General features: G+C 35.2%; 15 protein-coding genes. 10 read left to right on the forward strand and 5 right to left on the reverse strand.

What is annotated here, in order from left to right:
* Positions 1–19: 19 nt before the first annotated feature.
* Positions 20–484: a hypothetical protein gene (locus tag EGI22_RS01035; protein ID WP_255065767.1), complete on the reverse strand. Its 465-nt coding sequence runs from the start codon at positions 482–484 to the stop codon at positions 20–22.
* A gap of 254 nt (positions 485–738) precedes the next feature.
* Between EGI22_RS01035 and EGI22_RS01040 the strand changes: the two genes are divergently transcribed.
* The 5 genes from EGI22_RS01040 to EGI22_RS01060 all read left to right on the forward strand — a co-directional run bounded on the left by EGI22_RS01040 (position 739) and on the right by EGI22_RS01060 (position 6,710).
* Positions 739–3,189, forward strand: a complete 2,451-nt coding sequence (locus EGI22_RS01040) for a bifunctional YncE family protein/alkaline phosphatase family protein (RefSeq protein WP_255065769.1) — start codon at positions 739–741, stop codon at positions 3,187–3,189.
* Between the two features lie 224 nt (positions 3,190–3,413).
* Complete coding sequence (locus EGI22_RS01045; RefSeq protein ID WP_255065774.1) at positions 3,414–4,739, forward strand: sulfatase-like hydrolase/transferase; 1,326 nt, start codon at positions 3,414–3,416, stop codon at positions 4,737–4,739.
* A gap of 8 nt (positions 4,740–4,747) precedes the next feature.
* Positions 4,748–5,509 carry a YHYH protein gene (locus tag EGI22_RS01050; RefSeq protein WP_255065775.1) on the forward strand — a complete coding sequence of 254 codons (762 nt, stop codon included), beginning with the start codon at positions 4,748–4,750 and terminating at the stop codon, positions 5,507–5,509.
* Positions 5,510–6,094: a toxin-antitoxin system YwqK family antitoxin gene (locus tag EGI22_RS01055; RefSeq protein WP_255065776.1), complete on the forward strand. Its 585-nt coding sequence runs from the start codon at positions 5,510–5,512 to the stop codon at positions 6,092–6,094.
* Entirely contained in the window at positions 6,063–6,710 is a 648-nt protein-coding gene (locus tag EGI22_RS01060) for an SCO family protein (RefSeq protein WP_255065777.1), read from the forward strand. The genes EGI22_RS01055 and EGI22_RS01060 overlap by 32 nt, the downstream gene beginning before the upstream one ends.
* 15 nt (positions 6,711–6,725) lie before the next feature.
* Here EGI22_RS01060 and EGI22_RS01065 read toward each other — a convergent pair whose 3' ends face one another.
* On the reverse strand, positions 6,726–9,173 hold the full coding sequence (locus tag EGI22_RS01065) for a TonB-dependent receptor (RefSeq protein WP_255065778.1): 2,448 nt from the start codon (positions 9,171–9,173) through the stop codon (positions 6,726–6,728).
* A gap of 119 nt (positions 9,174–9,292) precedes the next feature.
* Between EGI22_RS01065 and rlmF the strand changes: the two genes are divergently transcribed.
* Positions 9,293–10,213 (forward strand): 23S rRNA (adenine(1618)-N(6))-methyltransferase RlmF, encoded by a 921-nt coding sequence (gene rlmF / locus EGI22_RS01070; RefSeq protein WP_369010862.1) that lies wholly within the window; start codon positions 9,293–9,295, stop codon positions 10,211–10,213.
* Between the two features lie 81 nt (positions 10,214–10,294).
* On the opposite strand, the gene EGI22_RS01075 is transcribed toward rlmF, so the two are convergent.
* Together EGI22_RS01075 and EGI22_RS24055 are read right to left on the reverse strand one after the other, a co-directional pair.
* The gene (locus EGI22_RS01075) at positions 10,295–11,239 is read right to left on the reverse strand and encodes a glycosyl hydrolase family 18 protein (RefSeq protein WP_255065780.1); all 945 of its coding nucleotides are present in this window, start codon (positions 11,237–11,239) and stop codon (positions 10,295–10,297) included.
* A gap of 12 nt (positions 11,240–11,251) precedes the next feature.
* The gene (locus tag EGI22_RS24055; RefSeq protein ID WP_255065781.1) at positions 11,252–12,115 is read right to left on the reverse strand and encodes an AraC family transcriptional regulator; all 864 of its coding nucleotides are present in this window, start codon (positions 12,113–12,115) and stop codon (positions 11,252–11,254) included.
* A 130-nt stretch (positions 12,116–12,245) separates the two neighbouring features.
* Here EGI22_RS24055 and EGI22_RS01085 point away from each other — a divergent pair, with 130 nt between their 5' ends.
* The 4 genes from EGI22_RS01085 (at position 12,246) to EGI22_RS01100 (ending at position 14,733) form a co-directional block, all read left to right on the forward strand.
* Positions 12,246–13,241, forward strand: coding sequence for a phytanoyl-CoA dioxygenase family protein (locus EGI22_RS01085; RefSeq protein ID WP_255065782.1), 996 nt, complete (start codon positions 12,246–12,248; stop codon positions 13,239–13,241).
* A gap of 87 nt (positions 13,242–13,328) precedes the next feature.
* Entirely contained in the window at positions 13,329–13,580 is a 252-nt protein-coding gene (locus tag EGI22_RS01090; RefSeq protein ID WP_255065783.1) for a hypothetical protein, read from the forward strand.
* On the forward strand, positions 13,580–13,846 hold the full coding sequence (locus EGI22_RS01095; RefSeq protein WP_255065784.1) for a type II toxin-antitoxin system RelE/ParE family toxin: 267 nt from the start codon (positions 13,580–13,582) through the stop codon (positions 13,844–13,846). The genes EGI22_RS01090 and EGI22_RS01095 overlap by 1 nt, the downstream gene beginning before the upstream one ends.
* Positions 13,847–13,914: 68 nt before the next feature.
* Positions 13,915–14,733 (forward strand): aldo/keto reductase, encoded by an 819-nt coding sequence (locus EGI22_RS01100; protein WP_255065785.1) that lies wholly within the window; start codon positions 13,915–13,917, stop codon positions 14,731–14,733.
* Here the strand turns inward: EGI22_RS01100 and EGI22_RS01105 are convergent.
* Positions 14,728–15,603: a MerR family transcriptional regulator gene (locus EGI22_RS01105; RefSeq protein WP_255065786.1), complete on the reverse strand. Its 876-nt coding sequence runs from the start codon at positions 15,601–15,603 to the stop codon at positions 14,728–14,730. The two genes, EGI22_RS01100 and EGI22_RS01105, sit on opposite strands and share 6 nt — an antisense overlap.
* Positions 15,604–15,672 lie beyond the last annotated feature (69 nt).

A 15,672-nucleotide genomic window follows, 5' to 3' on the forward strand; every position in this document is an offset into this window, starting at 1 on the left:
CTCTCCTTTTTGTATACATTTATAACAATTTCATCACATCATTAAATACAACACCTATCATTAAAATTATATAAGCAACAATAGTAATATTTGTAAAAACACCCAAAAACTTATACATTGATTTATGGTTTTTAAAAGCTTCTTCTAATAAGAATGAATCATTTCCTAGAATTGCTTTTTTGGCTTTCGAAGAAAATCGCAATAAATAAATACATGGCATCAAATACATTGCAGCAATTCCAAAATATATAAAAGACATAAATAATCCGATTTTTGGCATAATCCTGTTTGATTGATTTTCAACGATAGAACGACTTAACAAAGAATCATAAGTGAAAGCCATAACAAAACCTACAATTATCATAAAGGCACACATTATAAAACCCATTATTGCCAAAAATTTAGCCCATTTGGCAGTTGTTTCTAGATAAGTTTTCGCAGTATCAGTAAGCTCTAGTTTTTCTTCAAATTCTGAAAGATCCATGTTTTGTTTGGTTAAATAGTGAATAATAATTTTATGCAAAATAGATAAAATATGTATTAATTGATATCGATTTCTTTGGCTTTGAAAATTCTTAAATTTCCTTCATAAAGTCTTTAACATCAGATTTTTTAAAGAATTTGATTATATGTATTATATGGGAATCTAAGAAAATGTGACTATTTTTATAGATATAACAATTACATAATATTTCTTTCGAATTTTCAACAGACCTTTGAATCTTAAAAACCTTTTTTATGAAATATCAACTTCGTTTATTAATAATTATCCTATTAGCTTTGGGTGCTTGCAAAAGCTCTAAAAATATCCTAAGTATAGCGGAATCTTCTGAAATAGCTAATCTAAAACAAGCAAAAATTAATCTTCCAAACGGCTGGCATCTGAGCCCAATTGGCAATAGCTTAAAGCTTCAAGATTTGCCACTTAATATGGTCGTTTCGCCTTCAAAGAAATACTTGGCGGTGACCAATAATGGCCAAAGTACCCAAAGTATCACTTTGATTGATGCAAAAACCAAGACTATTTTGGATGATAAAATGGTGGATAAAGCTTGGGTTGGCTTGACATTTAGCGTTGATGAAAAACAAATATTTGCCTCAGGTGGAAATGACAATAAAATATTGATATTCAATATTATAAATAATAAACTAGAACAAGCGGGGGAAATAATATTGGATAAACCATGGCCAACAAAAGTCTCTCCGGCAGGATTGTGTGCCACAAAAGATTTTATTTTTGTAGTAGCCAAAGAAAACAATACAGTATATCGTCTTAATATTGCTAAAAAAAGTATTGAAAAACAGGTCGTTTTACCTGCAGAATCTTATACCTGTATGCTTTCGCCAGACAATACTAAACTGTATGTGTCGCTTTGGGGTGGTGCCAAAATATTGATTCTTGATGCTATGAGTTTGGAGACGATCCATGAAATAGAAACAGTTAAAAACCCCAATGATTTGGTTTTGACCAAAGACGGTAAATACCTATTTGTTTCTCATGGCAATGACAATACCGTTTCTGTTATTAATACTTTAGAAAACAAAAAGATTGAAACTTTGTCTTGCTCATTATATCCTGATGCACCTTTGGGTTCTACGCCTAATGCCGTGGCTTTAAGTTCGGACGAAAAATCCTTATACATAGCCAATGCCGACAACAATTGTCTTGTGGTTTTTGATGTAAGCGAAAAAGGGAAAAGCATTTCGAAAGGATTTATTCCTACCGGCTGGTATCCAACCTCTGTAAAAACGATCGGTAAAGAAATATTTGTATGCAATGGTAAAGGCTTTTCATCATATCCCAACCCTGATGGCCCCAATCCAGTAAGCTCAAGAGATCCGCAGTTTAAAGGGGCCAATCCTCAGGCGGTTCGGGGTTCTCAATATATTGGAGGACTTTTTAAAGGAACTTTGTCTTTTTTTGAAAAACCAACAGAAGCTCTACTAGCCGAATATTCAAAACTTGTTTATGAAAATACGCCTTATACAAAAACCAAGGAAATGTATACTGAAGGTGAAATAGGTAATCCGATTCCTAAAAAAGTTGGGGATGCATCACCTATTAAATATGTTTTTTATATCATCAAAGAAAATCGCACCTACGACCAAATATTGGGTGACGTAAAAGAAGGAAATGGAGATTCTACATTGTGTTTATTTCCAGAAAAAGTAACGCCAAACCTACATGCCATAAGTAAAGAATTTGTGTTGTTGGATAATTTTTATGTAGATGCCGAAGTAAGTGCCGACGGACACAATTGGAGCACAGCTGCTTATGCCAACGACTATGTAGAGAAAAACTGGGTAACGAGCTATGGCGGTAGAGGAGGTACCTATGATTTTGAAGGTAGCCGAAAAATTGCTCATCCAAAAGACGGATTTATTTGGGATTTTGCCATTAGGGCAGGCAAAGACGTTCGGTCTTATGGAATATTTTCTTATTCTTTTAAAAACATGTCTAATCTTAAAAACTACTATTGCAAATCGTATCCCGACTATAATTTAAGCATCAAAGATATTGACCGTGTGAAAATTTGGAAAACTGATTTTGATTCACTTTTAGCGATAAACGAAGTGCCTAATCTAAGTTTGGTACGATTGGGCAATGACCACACAGCGGGTGCAAGGATTGGTATGCCTACCACAAGTGCCATGGTAGCCGACAATGATCTTGCAGTTGGTCAATTTATAGAGCATTTGTCAAAATCTTCTATTTGGAAAGAAACTGCTGTATTTGTCTTGGAAGACGACGCTCAGAATGGCTCAGACCATGTAGATGCCCACCGCTCGCCAGCGTATCTGGCTGGAGGATTTGTAAAAAGAGGTTTTGTTGATCATACAATGTATTCCACTTCAGGTATTTTGAGAACTATTGAGTTGATACTTGGCCTCCGTCCAATGAGCCAATACGATGCTGCAGCAACGCCACTTTGGAGATGTTTTTCTAAAGAATCTTCGGATTTGGGCTACATAGCCCGTAAAAGTAATTGGGACTTAAACGAAATGAATGTGGCTGTAAATGAAAATTCTATAAAATCAGGGAAAATGGATTTTTCGAAACCTGATTTGGTAAATGACCTTGAACTGAGCCAAATTGTTTGGCAGTCGATTAAAGGCTTAAATAGCCAAATGCCCGCTCCAAAGAGAAGTGCTTTTTTGAAAGTTTCAGAAAAAGATGATGACGATTGATTGATATTAAAAAATTAACCTAATTTTTAATAAAGTCAATAACGTATTTTTATAAATAGAACTCGCTCTTAAGTTTGACAAAATCAAGAAAATAAGGTGTCTTATAACATACTAGAGCCTAATAGGTAAATATTTTTTTATGTGAACATTTGGGTATAAAAAATAGAATGAATATTAAACCTTGGTAACAGTTTATTGTCCAAGGGATTCAAACTATTATTTCTATGATTAAAATAAGCCGTTTTATAGTTTTTCTACTCATTATTTTGGCTTGTTCAAAATCTAAGATTTCAGAACCAACACCTATCGAAATAAATCAACAATCACCCAATATCGTTTTTATTATTGCTGATGATATGGGCTGGGATGTTTTTGGTCAATACCCCGGAATTGATGGTACAAAAGCAAATACACCCACACTAGATTCGCTCGCAAAAAATGGAATAAGCTTTACTAACTTTTGGGTGAATCCAGAGTGTGCTCCTACCAGAGCTGCCTTGCTAACAGGGAAATATGCCTTTAGAACTGGAGTAGGTGGCGTACAAGCTCCCCAAACCGCAACCTTGAAAAGCTCAGAACTTATCATTCAAAAATACATCAATGATAAGACTTCCAACTCTTACGCAACGGCCGTGATAGGCAAATGGCATGTTTCTGGAAATACACCTTTAAATGCTCCTGAGACTTTTGGGGTAAACTATTATTCGGGTTTCCTCAGCGGGGCTGTATCAGATTATTACAATTGGACCGAAACCAGCAATGGCATTCAGAAAAACATCACGGATTATGCTACCACAAGATTAGTGGACAATTCGGTGTCTTGGATACAAAAACAAACCAAGCCTTTCTTTTTGTGGTTGGCATTAAATGCTCCACATACGCCGTTTCATAGACCGCCGCTAAACTTAATTAAAAATCAAACACTTTCTGCTTCGGTAGCCGCCATTAATGCAGACCAATACAGCTATTATCTTGCTTCTATTGAAGCCATGGACAAAGAGATTTCAAGATTAATAGCTTCATTGTCAGTGTCTCAAAGAGAAAATACGGTCTTTGTTTTTATAGGAGATAATGGAACACCAACACAAGTGGCTCAAAGTGTTTATAAAAAAAATGGAACAAAAAGTACCCTTTTTCAGGGCGGGATAAATACTCCATTAATAGTTTCTGGCAAAAATGTAAGTCGAAAAAATGAAGTCGAAACGGCTTTGGTTCAAGCACCAGATATGTTTGCTACTTTTGCGGATATTGCAGGAGCAGGCAACGAAAATTATCAAGATGGCGTAAGTTTTAAAAAACTATTGTCTGATGCTACAGCACCAAAAAGGAGTTTTGTTTACAGTGAATTTTTTGGAAGTTCGCCCGCTACCAATGATGGCTTTACCATAAGAAATGAAACCTATAAATACATAAGTTTGGAAAATGGCAAGGAGTATTTTTTTGATTTGGTAAATGATCCTTTCGAAAAATCAAATCTGCTTGCAGGTACTCTAAGCAAAGAGGCCCAACAAAATTTAGATAAATTAAAAACTATAAAATCAAATCTATAAATTAGTATATGAAAAATTCCATTTTGTTCTCTTTCGTTTTTTCATTTGTTTTGATTGGCTGCTCACAAGACGATGCAGAAACCGCCACACCAGAAGTTACCAATTCAACAGATGTGCCTGCTGTTTATGCTAAAATTTATGGTGCCACTTCTATTTCGTCAGATGGTACTTATGTCACTATAAAAACAGATGGTGTTCCTGATCACAAAAGCTCCTATTATGCCACATCAAATGCACTATATGAAGCGTATAGTGGTACAACTTTTGGTGGAAATACATTTAAAAAAAATCCAAATAGTATTTCAACCCAATCTTTTACATTTAAAATCCCTCAAAATCCAAAAGTAGCTACCAATCATGCTGCTACACCGTTGGGCGTTATTGGCGTGGCTTTAAATGGTGTTGCCTTATACAATCAATATGCAGGGCCTAATAATCAGGAGTTAACAAGTGAAATTGCGAGTTTTGATAAGTATTATGGTCACCCACAACAAACCGGGCAATACCACTATCACGTAGAGCCGCTTTATTTGACAACCGTAAAATCTACCAAGTCAGGTCTAATGGGATTTTTGTTAGACGGATTTCCGGTTTATGGTCCAGAAGAAAACAGTAAAGCCATAGTTAGCAGTGATTTAGATGCCTATCATGGGCATACACATACTACGGCAGACTATCCTGCAGGCATATACCACTATCATTTTACGGCAGATGCTCCTTATTTGAATGGAAGCGGATATTACGGAACTTCAGGCACTGTTTCAAGGTAAATGAAAGGCCTATTTTTTGTTTTAGCTATTGCATTATTTTTTTCTTGTGATAAAAATAAGGAAGAAACGGAGATTTCTATACCTACTATTTATTCCTTGAAAAACGCTGAAAATATTACTCTTAAAAATGACACCGTATTTTTTGACAACAGGAAATATGATGGATATTTGTATGAATTAGCTGAAAATCAAAAAGATACAATTTTGTTGGAAGGGTATAAAGACGGGCTTTTGGAAGGAGTTCAAAAGAAATGGTATGAGAATAAGCAAATCATGGAACTAAGACATTATTCTAAAGGCACAAAAAATGGAGCACAAATAGCTTATTGGGAAAATGGCCAAAAGAAGTTTGAATTTACTGCTAAAAATGATGCTTATGAAGGCGAAATGAAAGAGTGGACTTTCGATGGGAAATTGATTCATTTGGCAACTTACAAAGATGGCCAAGAGGATGGCCAGCAAAAACTGTGGTATGATAATGGGAAAATCAGGGCGAATTATGTGATTATCAAGGGTAAAAGGTTTGGATTATTAGGCACTAAAAATTGTAAAAATGTTTCGGATAGCGTTTTTGTTGTTAGGTAGTATTTGGATTATGGCTTGTTCAGAAAAACAAAGGGAAGAGATTGCCTTGCCCTATTACAATGAGCCAGATTTTACGCCGATTTTTATACAAAACGAATCTGATATAATTACTAAAATCACACATCAGATTTCCGATTTTTCTTTTCTGGATCAGGACAGTACCAAGATTACCCAAAGTGCAATTGAGGGTAAAATTCATGTGGCTAATTTTATTTTTACCTCATGCGGATTGATATGCCCTACAATGACGCAAAACATTAAAATAGTGAGCGATAGCTTGAAAAATGACCCAGAAGTTATATTGCTATCTTATACGGTTACACCTTGGATAGATACGCCTGCTATTTTAAAGAAATATAAGAAAAAACACGAAATCCAAAATCCAAATTGGCATTTTCTGACAGGCAACAAAAGTGAAATTTACACTTTGGCTCGCAAAGCTTATTTTGCTGAAGAAGATCTAGGTTTTAGCAAAGACAGCACAGAGTTTTTACACACTGAGCACATCGTTTTGGTAGATAAATCTAAGCGAATCCGAGGTGTCTATAATGGTACATTGCGTTTAGAAATGCAAGAATTGTTAAATGATATTAAGACTTTGAAAGGGGAAGAGTGAGGTAATCTTCTTTGTTTAAAATTCTTTTTCTCCAAATTCACTGCTCGGTAGTTTAACTTTCTTCGGGTTTTGTCTGAAATTATAAGAAAGGTTAAACATAAAGATATTTACTTCTTGGATGTAATTTGTAGTAGTAAAAAAATCATTTCCAAAGGTGGTAATTCTTTGTTGGTTTACATTCATTTTGCCTAAGGAGGCATTTTGCCATAAAAGCGATAGTGTAAATTTGTCGAGTGTCTTTTTTAACGTAAAATTTGGTTGATAGAATCTCGAATCTTCGCCTTGAGCTGTATTTCTTGCTGACAGATATGATAAATTAAACTGGGTATTTAAAGATTTGGTAATCTGATAGTTGAAATTTGTGTTGATAGAATAAACCCAGCGTTTTGTATTTACTAGTACTGAATTATCAAACAAAGTTCCGTTCATTTTCAAGCTATAAAGATTTCCTCCGATATATAGTTTTAGTTTTTTAAAAGGCGAGTAGGTAATATTTGACTCCGTTCCATACAGTTGAGCTTTGCCGGCATTGGTATATATTCTGTTGAGAATTGTGTCGTTATAAACACTATTTACACGATTTACTATATCTGTAATTTGTTGAGAATAAACATTCCAATAGAAGGAAGCTTTTTTGTAATCTTTCGTTATTCCAGCCTCGTATAAACCTATAAATTCGGGTTTGATATGCGGGTCTCCTTGTTCCAGAGTCTCACTATGTTCACGTTCGGGATAAGGGTTTAGCTCGTTGTTCGTAGAACGTTGCACACGCCTGCTGTAGGCAAGTTTTAGTCTTAAATCACTTTTGAGATAATACAATATATTGGCAGAGGGGAACAAATTAGAGAGTTTTAAAAGCACATCTTCAGGCCTATTTTCTGCATTGAATTTCCTAAAAGCATTCTCATAACGCAGTCCCGTGGCAAACTCTAGCTTCTTATAAATTCCAGCATACTGCGTATATACACCATGAATTATGTTCTTTACATCAATATTTGCGGAAAAGTCTGGGTTTACGACCAATGGTGTAAAGTTGCCAGTTTTCTCTTCATACACAAACTTGCCTTTTTGATTTTGCGTTCTATACTGATATCCAAACGATAATTTTCCGATGCCAATACTCTGCTCATAATCGGCTTTTAGCCTTATGGCATGTAGAGGATTGGAGCCTGTGTTTAGGGTATATTGTAGCGTATCTGAGAAGTTTAATTGATTGAGATTTCGGTTTTTGGTAAATCCGTCTAAAAGAGCATATTCGTAAAGTCCCGAAATGGCAAGAGATGATTTTTGGCCAAATGTGTGCAAATAATCTAGATTATAAACGTTGAACTTACCTGACTTTAGCACCAAGTTGCTGTTGTAGTACTGATATCTGCTAATGACTTCATACGTTTTCAAATTCGTCTTAGAGTTGTCATAAAATATATTTGCAGTGCGGTACTGGTCTTTTTTTCCAAGATATATACCTCCAGAAAGCTCGTCTTTTGATGAAAATTTATAGGAAGAAATAGCCCGAACGCCATAATTCTCTCTTCTGAAACTACGCTCTCCCACACTCGGGAAATTTGTCAAGATACCGCCAATAGCAGTATTTACACCTCCTTCTCTTCTCCCTGCGATATCGTTTTTTAGGTAATTTACAGACAAGGCATTATCCCATTTGTCTTTTTTGAAGGTAATAGTACCGTCAATTCCATATCTAAGTGGATTATTTTCATTAAAGTAGCTTTTCAAACGAGGCAAGCCATATTGGCTATTTATAGTTGCATTCAGGCCATTGGTTGTGCCAGTTTTGGTAATAATATTTATTATGCCAGCCTTACCATCTGCATCATATTTAGCCGAAGGGGCAGTTATCATTTCTATTTTTTCAATCGTATTTGCAGGTATTTGAGACAGCAATGTGGCCGCATCTATTTGGCTTGGTTTGCCATTTATTAAGATCAAAAATCCTTTAGAGCCTCGTACCATTATTTCACCCTCAGCATTTACCATCACAGATGGAATATTTTTCAACACATCGGTAGCAGTTCCGCCTTTAGCTACCTCGAATTGTTCAGCTTTAAAAACTTGTTTTTCTAAATTACTTATCACTTGTCTTTTTAGGCCATTTACCACCAATGACTCCAAAAGCTGACTTAGTGGTGACAATGAAATAGCACCCATATTTAGGTTTTCTGAAATTTTATCAAATTCTACTTCAATAATTTTTGATTTATAGCCAATGTACTCCACTTTGATGAGGTATTTATCCTTTTTTACCCCAACAAATTTAAATGTACCTTTATCGTTCGCTATTTCCGCCTTTAATGGATTGGCTTGTGCTTTTGATTCCATTTTTACTGTTGCAAAAGCCAAAGGTTCTTGGGTAAGGGAATCAACCAAAAGTCCCTCAATGGTTTGGGCAGAACTCTTGAAATTCAAAAAGCATAATAATATAAAAAAGGGGGTAAGACTTTTCATATTTTCTAATTCCAATTTTTTAGGGACAAGTAATTTAACATTTAAAGTTAATATTAGTTTTAAAAATCGACCAATTGCCTTTTTTTCAGGATAACTTTACAATTCTAAATGGTATCGATTTGAAAAGATTTTCTACAAAGAATAATTTAGCGAAAAACGTTTTGCATGTCCGAAACAAGCATATTGGTCAGTATAATTTTGAAGCCTTAATTAAAACTTTGCCTGATTTGAAAGGTCTAGTTTTTGAAAACAAATTCGGCACGCAAACCATTGATTTTGCCAATCCAGAAGCTGTCAAAATGCTTAATAAAGCACTTTTAGCTTATCATTATGACATCAAAAACTGGGAAATTCCTTTAAATTATCTTTGTCCACCGATTCCAGGCAGGGCTGATTATGTGCATTATTTAGCAGATATTTTGGCAGACGAAAATGGAGGAAAAATACCCCAAGGAAAGACAATTAAGTGTCTTGATATAGGTACAGGTGCCAACTGTATTTATCCCATTATTGGCCATCAAGAATATGGATGGAGTTTTGTCGGAACAGATATTGATTCTCTTGCTGTTAAAAAAGCCGAAGCAATTGTAAGTCAAAATGAAAATCTAAATGGCGATATTGAAATAAGGTTACAAAGCAATAGTAAACATTTTTTCAAAGGCATAGTCAAACCAGACGAAAAGTTTGATTTGACGATGTGTAATCCGCCATTTCATGCATCAGCTGAGGAGGCGGCAGCTCAAAGTCTGAGGAAAGTGAATAATCTTACAGGAAAACAAAATACAAAAGCAAAGTTAAATTTTGGTGGTAAAAACAACGAACTTTGGTATGAAGGAGGAGAGCTTTGGTTTATAATTTCTATGATTCGGGAGAGTGTAGCATTTGCAGATTCCTGCCGATGGTTTACAAGTTTGGTTTCAAAAAAAGAAAACCTTGCCGGTATCTATAAAGAATTAGAAAAGGCAAAAGTAAAGCAAACCAAAACCATAGAAATGGCTCAGGGTCAGAAAGTTAGTCGGTTGGTGGCTTGGAGTTTTTAGTGGTAGCAATTTTTCAAATTGCTAAATAGCATAATGTGAATCTTTATTTGCTACAATTTGGAAAATTGTGCCACCGTCGTGCTACTTCGCCCGCTCAATCGCCTTCAAAAGTGACCATTCATCGTTTGTATCGCTAGAAATTTCCCATATCATTACGCCTGCACAGCCACGTTGTTTGGCAAGTTTTACTTTTGCCTCGATCGTAAATATCCCATTGTAAAACGCTCCCTTCCAATAATCATCGTAAGGACTAGCCCCGTCTTCTAGTAATTTTTTATAGTTCGGCCCGTAATTTCCCATACCTTTTTTTGAATAAAACGGTAAGCCAAGCGTAGCTTTCTGTGCTGGTAAACCTCTCTCTATTAACCAATAATCTAAACTTTTTTGGGCGAGAGAATAGGGTGAATGAGCACGGATATAGTCTGGTCCGTAGTCATCATCATAAGCCATCAGATTGAGCCAATCCATTTTCTCAAATGCTTCTTTTTTTGTACCGTAACCTTTCGGTCCATACGAAATCACGGCAGCCGTAAGTTTTTTGTTTTGTTTATGCAAAGCATCAGAAAGCTCATCCACAAGTGCCACGTAATGATCAGCAGATGGACTGTCTTCATCTGGATATTCCCAGTCAAGATCTACGCCATCTATGTTATATTTTTTCACAAATTCCATCACATTTTTCACAAATGTGTGTCTTCCTTCGGCTCTTTCTGCTATTTTGTGAAAACGGGTATCGTCGCCGCCGCCATCTCCTATGCCCCAGCCACCTATCGAAATGAATATTTCTTTTTTGTTTTTATGCACAAACTTTTCGGTTCGTATCAAGTTTTCTGGATTTCTGAGCGACAGTAAAGTATCTCCCGTTTTGGCAGGTATCGCAAACGCATAATTGATATGTGTCAGCAAATCTATCTGAATTTCCTCTGGATTTTTCGTAGGTGTGTAGTATCCAATTACTTTGAATTTTTGAGCATTTGCCGTCATAAAAACACAAATACCAAAAAGGAAAAGAAATGCTTTTTTCATGAAATGTTTTTTTTACAATTTACTAAAGTTTTTCCTGAAGTTTGAAGGATTTTCGCCAGTAACTTTTTTAAAAGTTCGGTTAAAATATGATAAGCTTTCAAATCCAGAATCAAAACAGGCTTCTGAAACATTTTTGGCATTCATTAGCAGACGTTTGGCATTGTTTATTCTATAATTGTTTAGAAATTCTATAAAGCTAAGTTTAGTCATTTTTTTAAAATATCTACAAAAAGCAGCTGGACTTAGGTTGCTCAATTCGGCAACTTCGTCTATTTCTATTTTTCTATTAAAGTTTAGTTCAATAAAACTATAAAGAACTTTTAGTCGAGTTTCCTCTTTTTTGTTGAATTGGCTTTTGGGTATTTCTCGATGTAATAATTCAAAATCTTCCGCCTCTCCAAGAATTTTTAAAATCTCTAAAATAGAAATAAACTGCTCAAAATAAGGAAGTTTGTGTGCTTCTTTAAATTTTTGAGTGATCAGAATTTTTGTTTCTTTTCCAAAAGATATCCCGAATTTCGATTTTTCAAAAAGCTTATTTATGGTCCTTAATTCTGGCGTAATAGCTCCTTCTCGAAGCAAAAAATCAGGTTTAATATGTAAAACAGTCTTTTTGTATTCTGTTTTTATGCCATAATCAAAGTTTAGATGTGGAATATTGGACCCAATAAATACCAAATCGCTCTCATAATATTTAGAAATATGTTCGCCTACATGTCTTGTACCTTCTTTTGCTTCTATAAAAACTAGCTCAAATTCTGGATGAAAATGCCAAAAGAAGAAGTCGTTTAGTTTTGGATTTATGAGCCAACTAAACGAACTATTTTGGTTTTCATAGTTTATGTTTTCTAAAGTAATTTGTGATGCATTTAACACAATAATAATGATTTGTAGGCTTTTTTTGTTTAAAAATATCAATATTGTTCAAATATAGGCAAAAAAACTAAAAATTGTTTTTGAATAAATTGTTGAATTTTGTTTATTAAAAAACAAAACCTTAAATAGAATGGAAACAGAAAATATGGGAATGGTGCCCACTATGGCTCCTACAATGATTCCCAACACCAATCACCTTGACAAACCAGGCAATCCATCCACTGCTACCAGTAGTACAATAGCTCTCAATGACCGCTCAAATGGCCAGCCTTTAAGAGTCTTGAGTGAAGAAGATTGGACGTTTTGGAAAGAAAATGGCTATGTGATTATTAAAAATGCAGTTACAAAAGAGCAAGCCTCAGCAACGGCGAACTTCCTTTGGGAATTTGAAGAAAAAAATCCTGAGGATCAGTCTACTTGGTACACAGCACCACGAGCCGAAATGCAAATGAAAGAATTGGCAGGCACAGGAATGGTGGAGGTTTATAACAATCAACATCTTTGGAATAATCGCCAGATGCAACGCGTATATGACGCCTTTGTGGACATTTGGGGTACTGAAAAACTTTGGGTGACTATAGACAGAGCAAACTTGAATTTTCCAATTCGACCAGGGTTTGAGTACAAAGGATTTATCCACTGGGACTATGACCCCGAAACCAAACCCGTAAATGTGCAGGGCGTATTGGCACTCGCTGACCAAACTGACGAAAACATGGGAGGCTTTCAATGTATTCCAGAATTATACCGCACTTATGATACTTGGAAACTTACTCAACCCGAAGATCGCCATCGTTTCCAGCCCGATACCTCAGCTTTTGAGGGACAGTTTCATAAAGTAAAATTAGAGGCCGGGGACTTGTTGATTTTCAATAGTTTAGAGCCGCATGGCATTCAGCCAAATCGTTCTACTGACAAAGTTAGAATAGCACAATATATCTCCATGATGCCTGCTGAAGAAGATAACGAAGCCATGCGAGATTGGCGAGTAAATTCATGGAAAAACCGAATTGCACCGGAAGGTTATGCGTTTCCAGGTGATCCAAGAAATTGGGAACAAACTAAATACGAAACAGCTGAGTTGAACGAATTAGGCAAGAAATTGCTGGGTTTAGAGAAGTGGTGATTCTTTGAGAAATACAAAGATTTCTGAAATTACAATATGTATATTGTGTATATAAAACATATTGTATATTTTTGGTAAAAAAATCTTATGCGTAAGAATATAGATATAGATAATGTAACGCTAACTAAATTAAAAATACTTTCGGTATTTGAAAATTCTAGCGTAAAGGCTCTTATGGAAGAAGCAGTAAGTTTTTTTGTAGATTACAAAGAAAAAGAGCGAGTTGCATCTTTAAGCGAAGAAGAGAAAGAAGATTTGGGTTTACTTCTTTTAATGCAACAGGCAAATAGAGAAGATACCGTAGATAAGGAGGAAATAATGAATATCTTGAATAATTAATGGAGGTTATATTTCTTCGTTCTTTTTTAAAAGATATTCAGAAAATAAGTGATGACAACCTGAAAGATGAGATCAAGAAAGCTGTTTTTGAGATGGAGAATTTTGAAAATATTCAAGATTTAACCCAAATAAAGAAGCTAAAAGGACATCCATTTGCTTATCAGAAAAGAATAGGAAATTATAGATTGGGTTTTTATTTCGAAAATAATAAGATAGAATTAGGTCGATTTGTGAAACGAAGTGATATATATAAACTATTTTCTTAAATTGAATTTGTAGCTATAGTTTCAAAGTGAAACATTAAGATGTCGACCTAAATTAAATATTTTTTGAAATGAAAACTCAACCTTATGTTACGCTTAATAACGGCATAGAAATGCCTTTGGTCGGTTTGGGTGTGTTTGATATGCACAATAAAGAGGCTGAGCAAGCTATGGAATGGGCTCTTGAAACTGGCTACCGTTTGATAGATACGGCCGCGATGTACCAAAATGAGCTGCAAATTGGAAATGCTATTAGGCACAGTTCGGTGGCCAGAGAAGAGATATTTTTAACTACCAAGGTAGACAATGCTGACCAAGGATATACTTCAACTTTACGTGCTTTTGACCACAGTTTAGAGTTGCTTCAAACTGACTATGTGGATTTGTATTTGGTACATTGGCCAATAAAACAGAAAAGAAAAGATACTTGGAAAGCTTTAGAAAAAATCTATGAGTCGGGCAAAGCTCGGGCAATCGGGGTTGCAAATTATCTAGAGCCTTTTTTAGAAGAATTAGAGGCGTATGCGGATATAGTGCCAGCCGTAAATCAAGTGGAATTTAGTCCTTTTTTAAATTTGGAAAATCTTCTAAAAAGATGCCAACAAAAAGGCACGGTGCTACAAGCATACACCCCGCTTGTAAGAGGCTTAAAAATGAACGACGAGCGATTAGTAAAATTGAGTAAAAAATACGGAAAAACACCCGCCCAGATTATATTGAGATGGAATATTCAAAAGGGAGTTTCGCCTATACCAAAATCTAGCAACCTACTGAGAATCAAAGAGAATTTTGATATTTTTGATTTTGAAATATCTGAGGAAGATATGAAGCTTATGAATACTTTTAACGAAAACTTTAGGGTGGTAGACGACCCGATGGATTTTTTATAATTCAATATTCGTCAGTTGGTCTACGCCTTTAACAACAATTGAATTTGCTCCAATTTCCAAATTTTGACCAACCACTTGCATTCCAGTTAAGAAAATTTTCAAATCAGGAAAATTTTGTTCTAACTTTTTTATATAAAATTGGACATCGTTTTGAGATGGCAAAGACGTAAAAGCGGTAAAAATCGCTGTTGGCTTATTGTTTTCTACCACAAACCTAACATCTTCGAACGGCAGACTCTGGCCGAGATAAATGACTTTCTTTTCCTCTGACTTGAAAATATAATGGGCAAACAATATTCCTATTTCGTGATATTCTCCTTCAGGAGTATAAACCACGACAGACCCTTCATTATTATTTTTTACTCTAGGCAATTTATCTATTTCTACCATGAGTTTTTGCCGGATAAGATTCGTCATAAAGTGCTCTTGAGAAGGCCCAATAGAGCCAGTAAGCCAAAGAATCCCAACTTTACCCAAAAAAGGATAAATGACATTTATCATCGTATTTTTAAAACCGTGTTGAGCTATATTGCTGTTAAAAGTATCCTCAAACGCTTCCTCATCAATGTCTATCATTGCTCGCGTGAGAGACTTTATCTGGTCAGGATATTGTAGCTGAACTTCGGTAATCGTATTTACTTCAGATGTAAGCTCTTCTGAACTGAGTTTCGCTATTTCTGAAATCTTGTAACCGTGATCTTTAAGCAAAGAAATATTCAAAATCTGCTTGAGGTCACTGTTGTCATAATAACGAATGTTGGTATCGGTTCGTTGAGGTTGAATAAAATTGAAGCGTTGTTCCCAAATACGTAAAGTATGAGCCTTGATACCTGAAAGTTGCTCAAGGTCTTTGATGGAATAACTGCTCATTTTTTGTAGAGTTTTTGGTAACAAATATTAAACAAAAAAATAAATAGAATGTTTAAAAAACATTTTTAA

The sequence above is a fragment of the Lacihabitans sp. LS3-19 genome (genome assembly GCF_024343575.1).
GTDB lineage: Bacteria > Bacteroidota > Bacteroidia > Cytophagales > Spirosomataceae > Leadbetterella.

Excerpts from the sequence above, each read along its gene's own strand:
- EGI22_RS01100 (WP_255065785.1), top strand. The coding sequence starts at position 13,915 with ATGAAAACTCAACCTTATGTTACGCTTAATAACGGCATAGAAATGCCT.
- EGI22_RS01035 (WP_255065767.1), bottom strand. The coding sequence starts at position 484 with ATGGATCTTTCAGAATTTGAAGAAAAACTAGAGCTTACTGATACTGCG.
- EGI22_RS01095 (WP_255065784.1), top strand. The coding sequence starts at position 13,580 with ATGGAGGTTATATTTCTTCGTTCTTTTTTAAAAGATATTCAGAAAATA.
- EGI22_RS01060 (WP_255065777.1), top strand. The coding sequence starts at position 6,063 with ATGTTTCGGATAGCGTTTTTGTTGTTAGGTAGTATTTGGATTATGGCT.
- EGI22_RS01055 (WP_255065776.1), top strand. The coding sequence starts at position 5,510 with ATGAAAGGCCTATTTTTTGTTTTAGCTATTGCATTATTTTTTTCTTGT.
- EGI22_RS01050 (WP_255065775.1), top strand. The coding sequence starts at position 4,748 with ATGAAAAATTCCATTTTGTTCTCTTTCGTTTTTTCATTTGTTTTGATT.
- EGI22_RS01105 (WP_255065786.1), bottom strand. The coding sequence starts at position 15,603 with ATGAGCAGTTATTCCATCAAAGACCTTGAGCAACTTTCAGGTATCAAG.
- EGI22_RS01075 (WP_255065780.1), bottom strand. The coding sequence starts at position 11,239 with ATGAAAAAAGCATTTCTTTTCCTTTTTGGTATTTGTGTTTTTATGACG.
- EGI22_RS01090 (WP_255065783.1), top strand. The coding sequence starts at position 13,329 with ATGCGTAAGAATATAGATATAGATAATGTAACGCTAACTAAATTAAAA.
- EGI22_RS01045 (WP_255065774.1), top strand. The coding sequence starts at position 3,414 with ATGATTAAAATAAGCCGTTTTATAGTTTTTCTACTCATTATTTTGGCT.
- EGI22_RS01085 (WP_255065782.1), top strand. The coding sequence starts at position 12,246 with ATGGAAACAGAAAATATGGGAATGGTGCCCACTATGGCTCCTACAATG.
- EGI22_RS01040 (WP_255065769.1), top strand. The coding sequence starts at position 739 with ATGAAATATCAACTTCGTTTATTAATAATTATCCTATTAGCTTTGGGT.
- EGI22_RS01065 (WP_255065778.1), bottom strand. The coding sequence starts at position 9,173 with ATGAAAAGTCTTACCCCCTTTTTTATATTATTATGCTTTTTGAATTTC.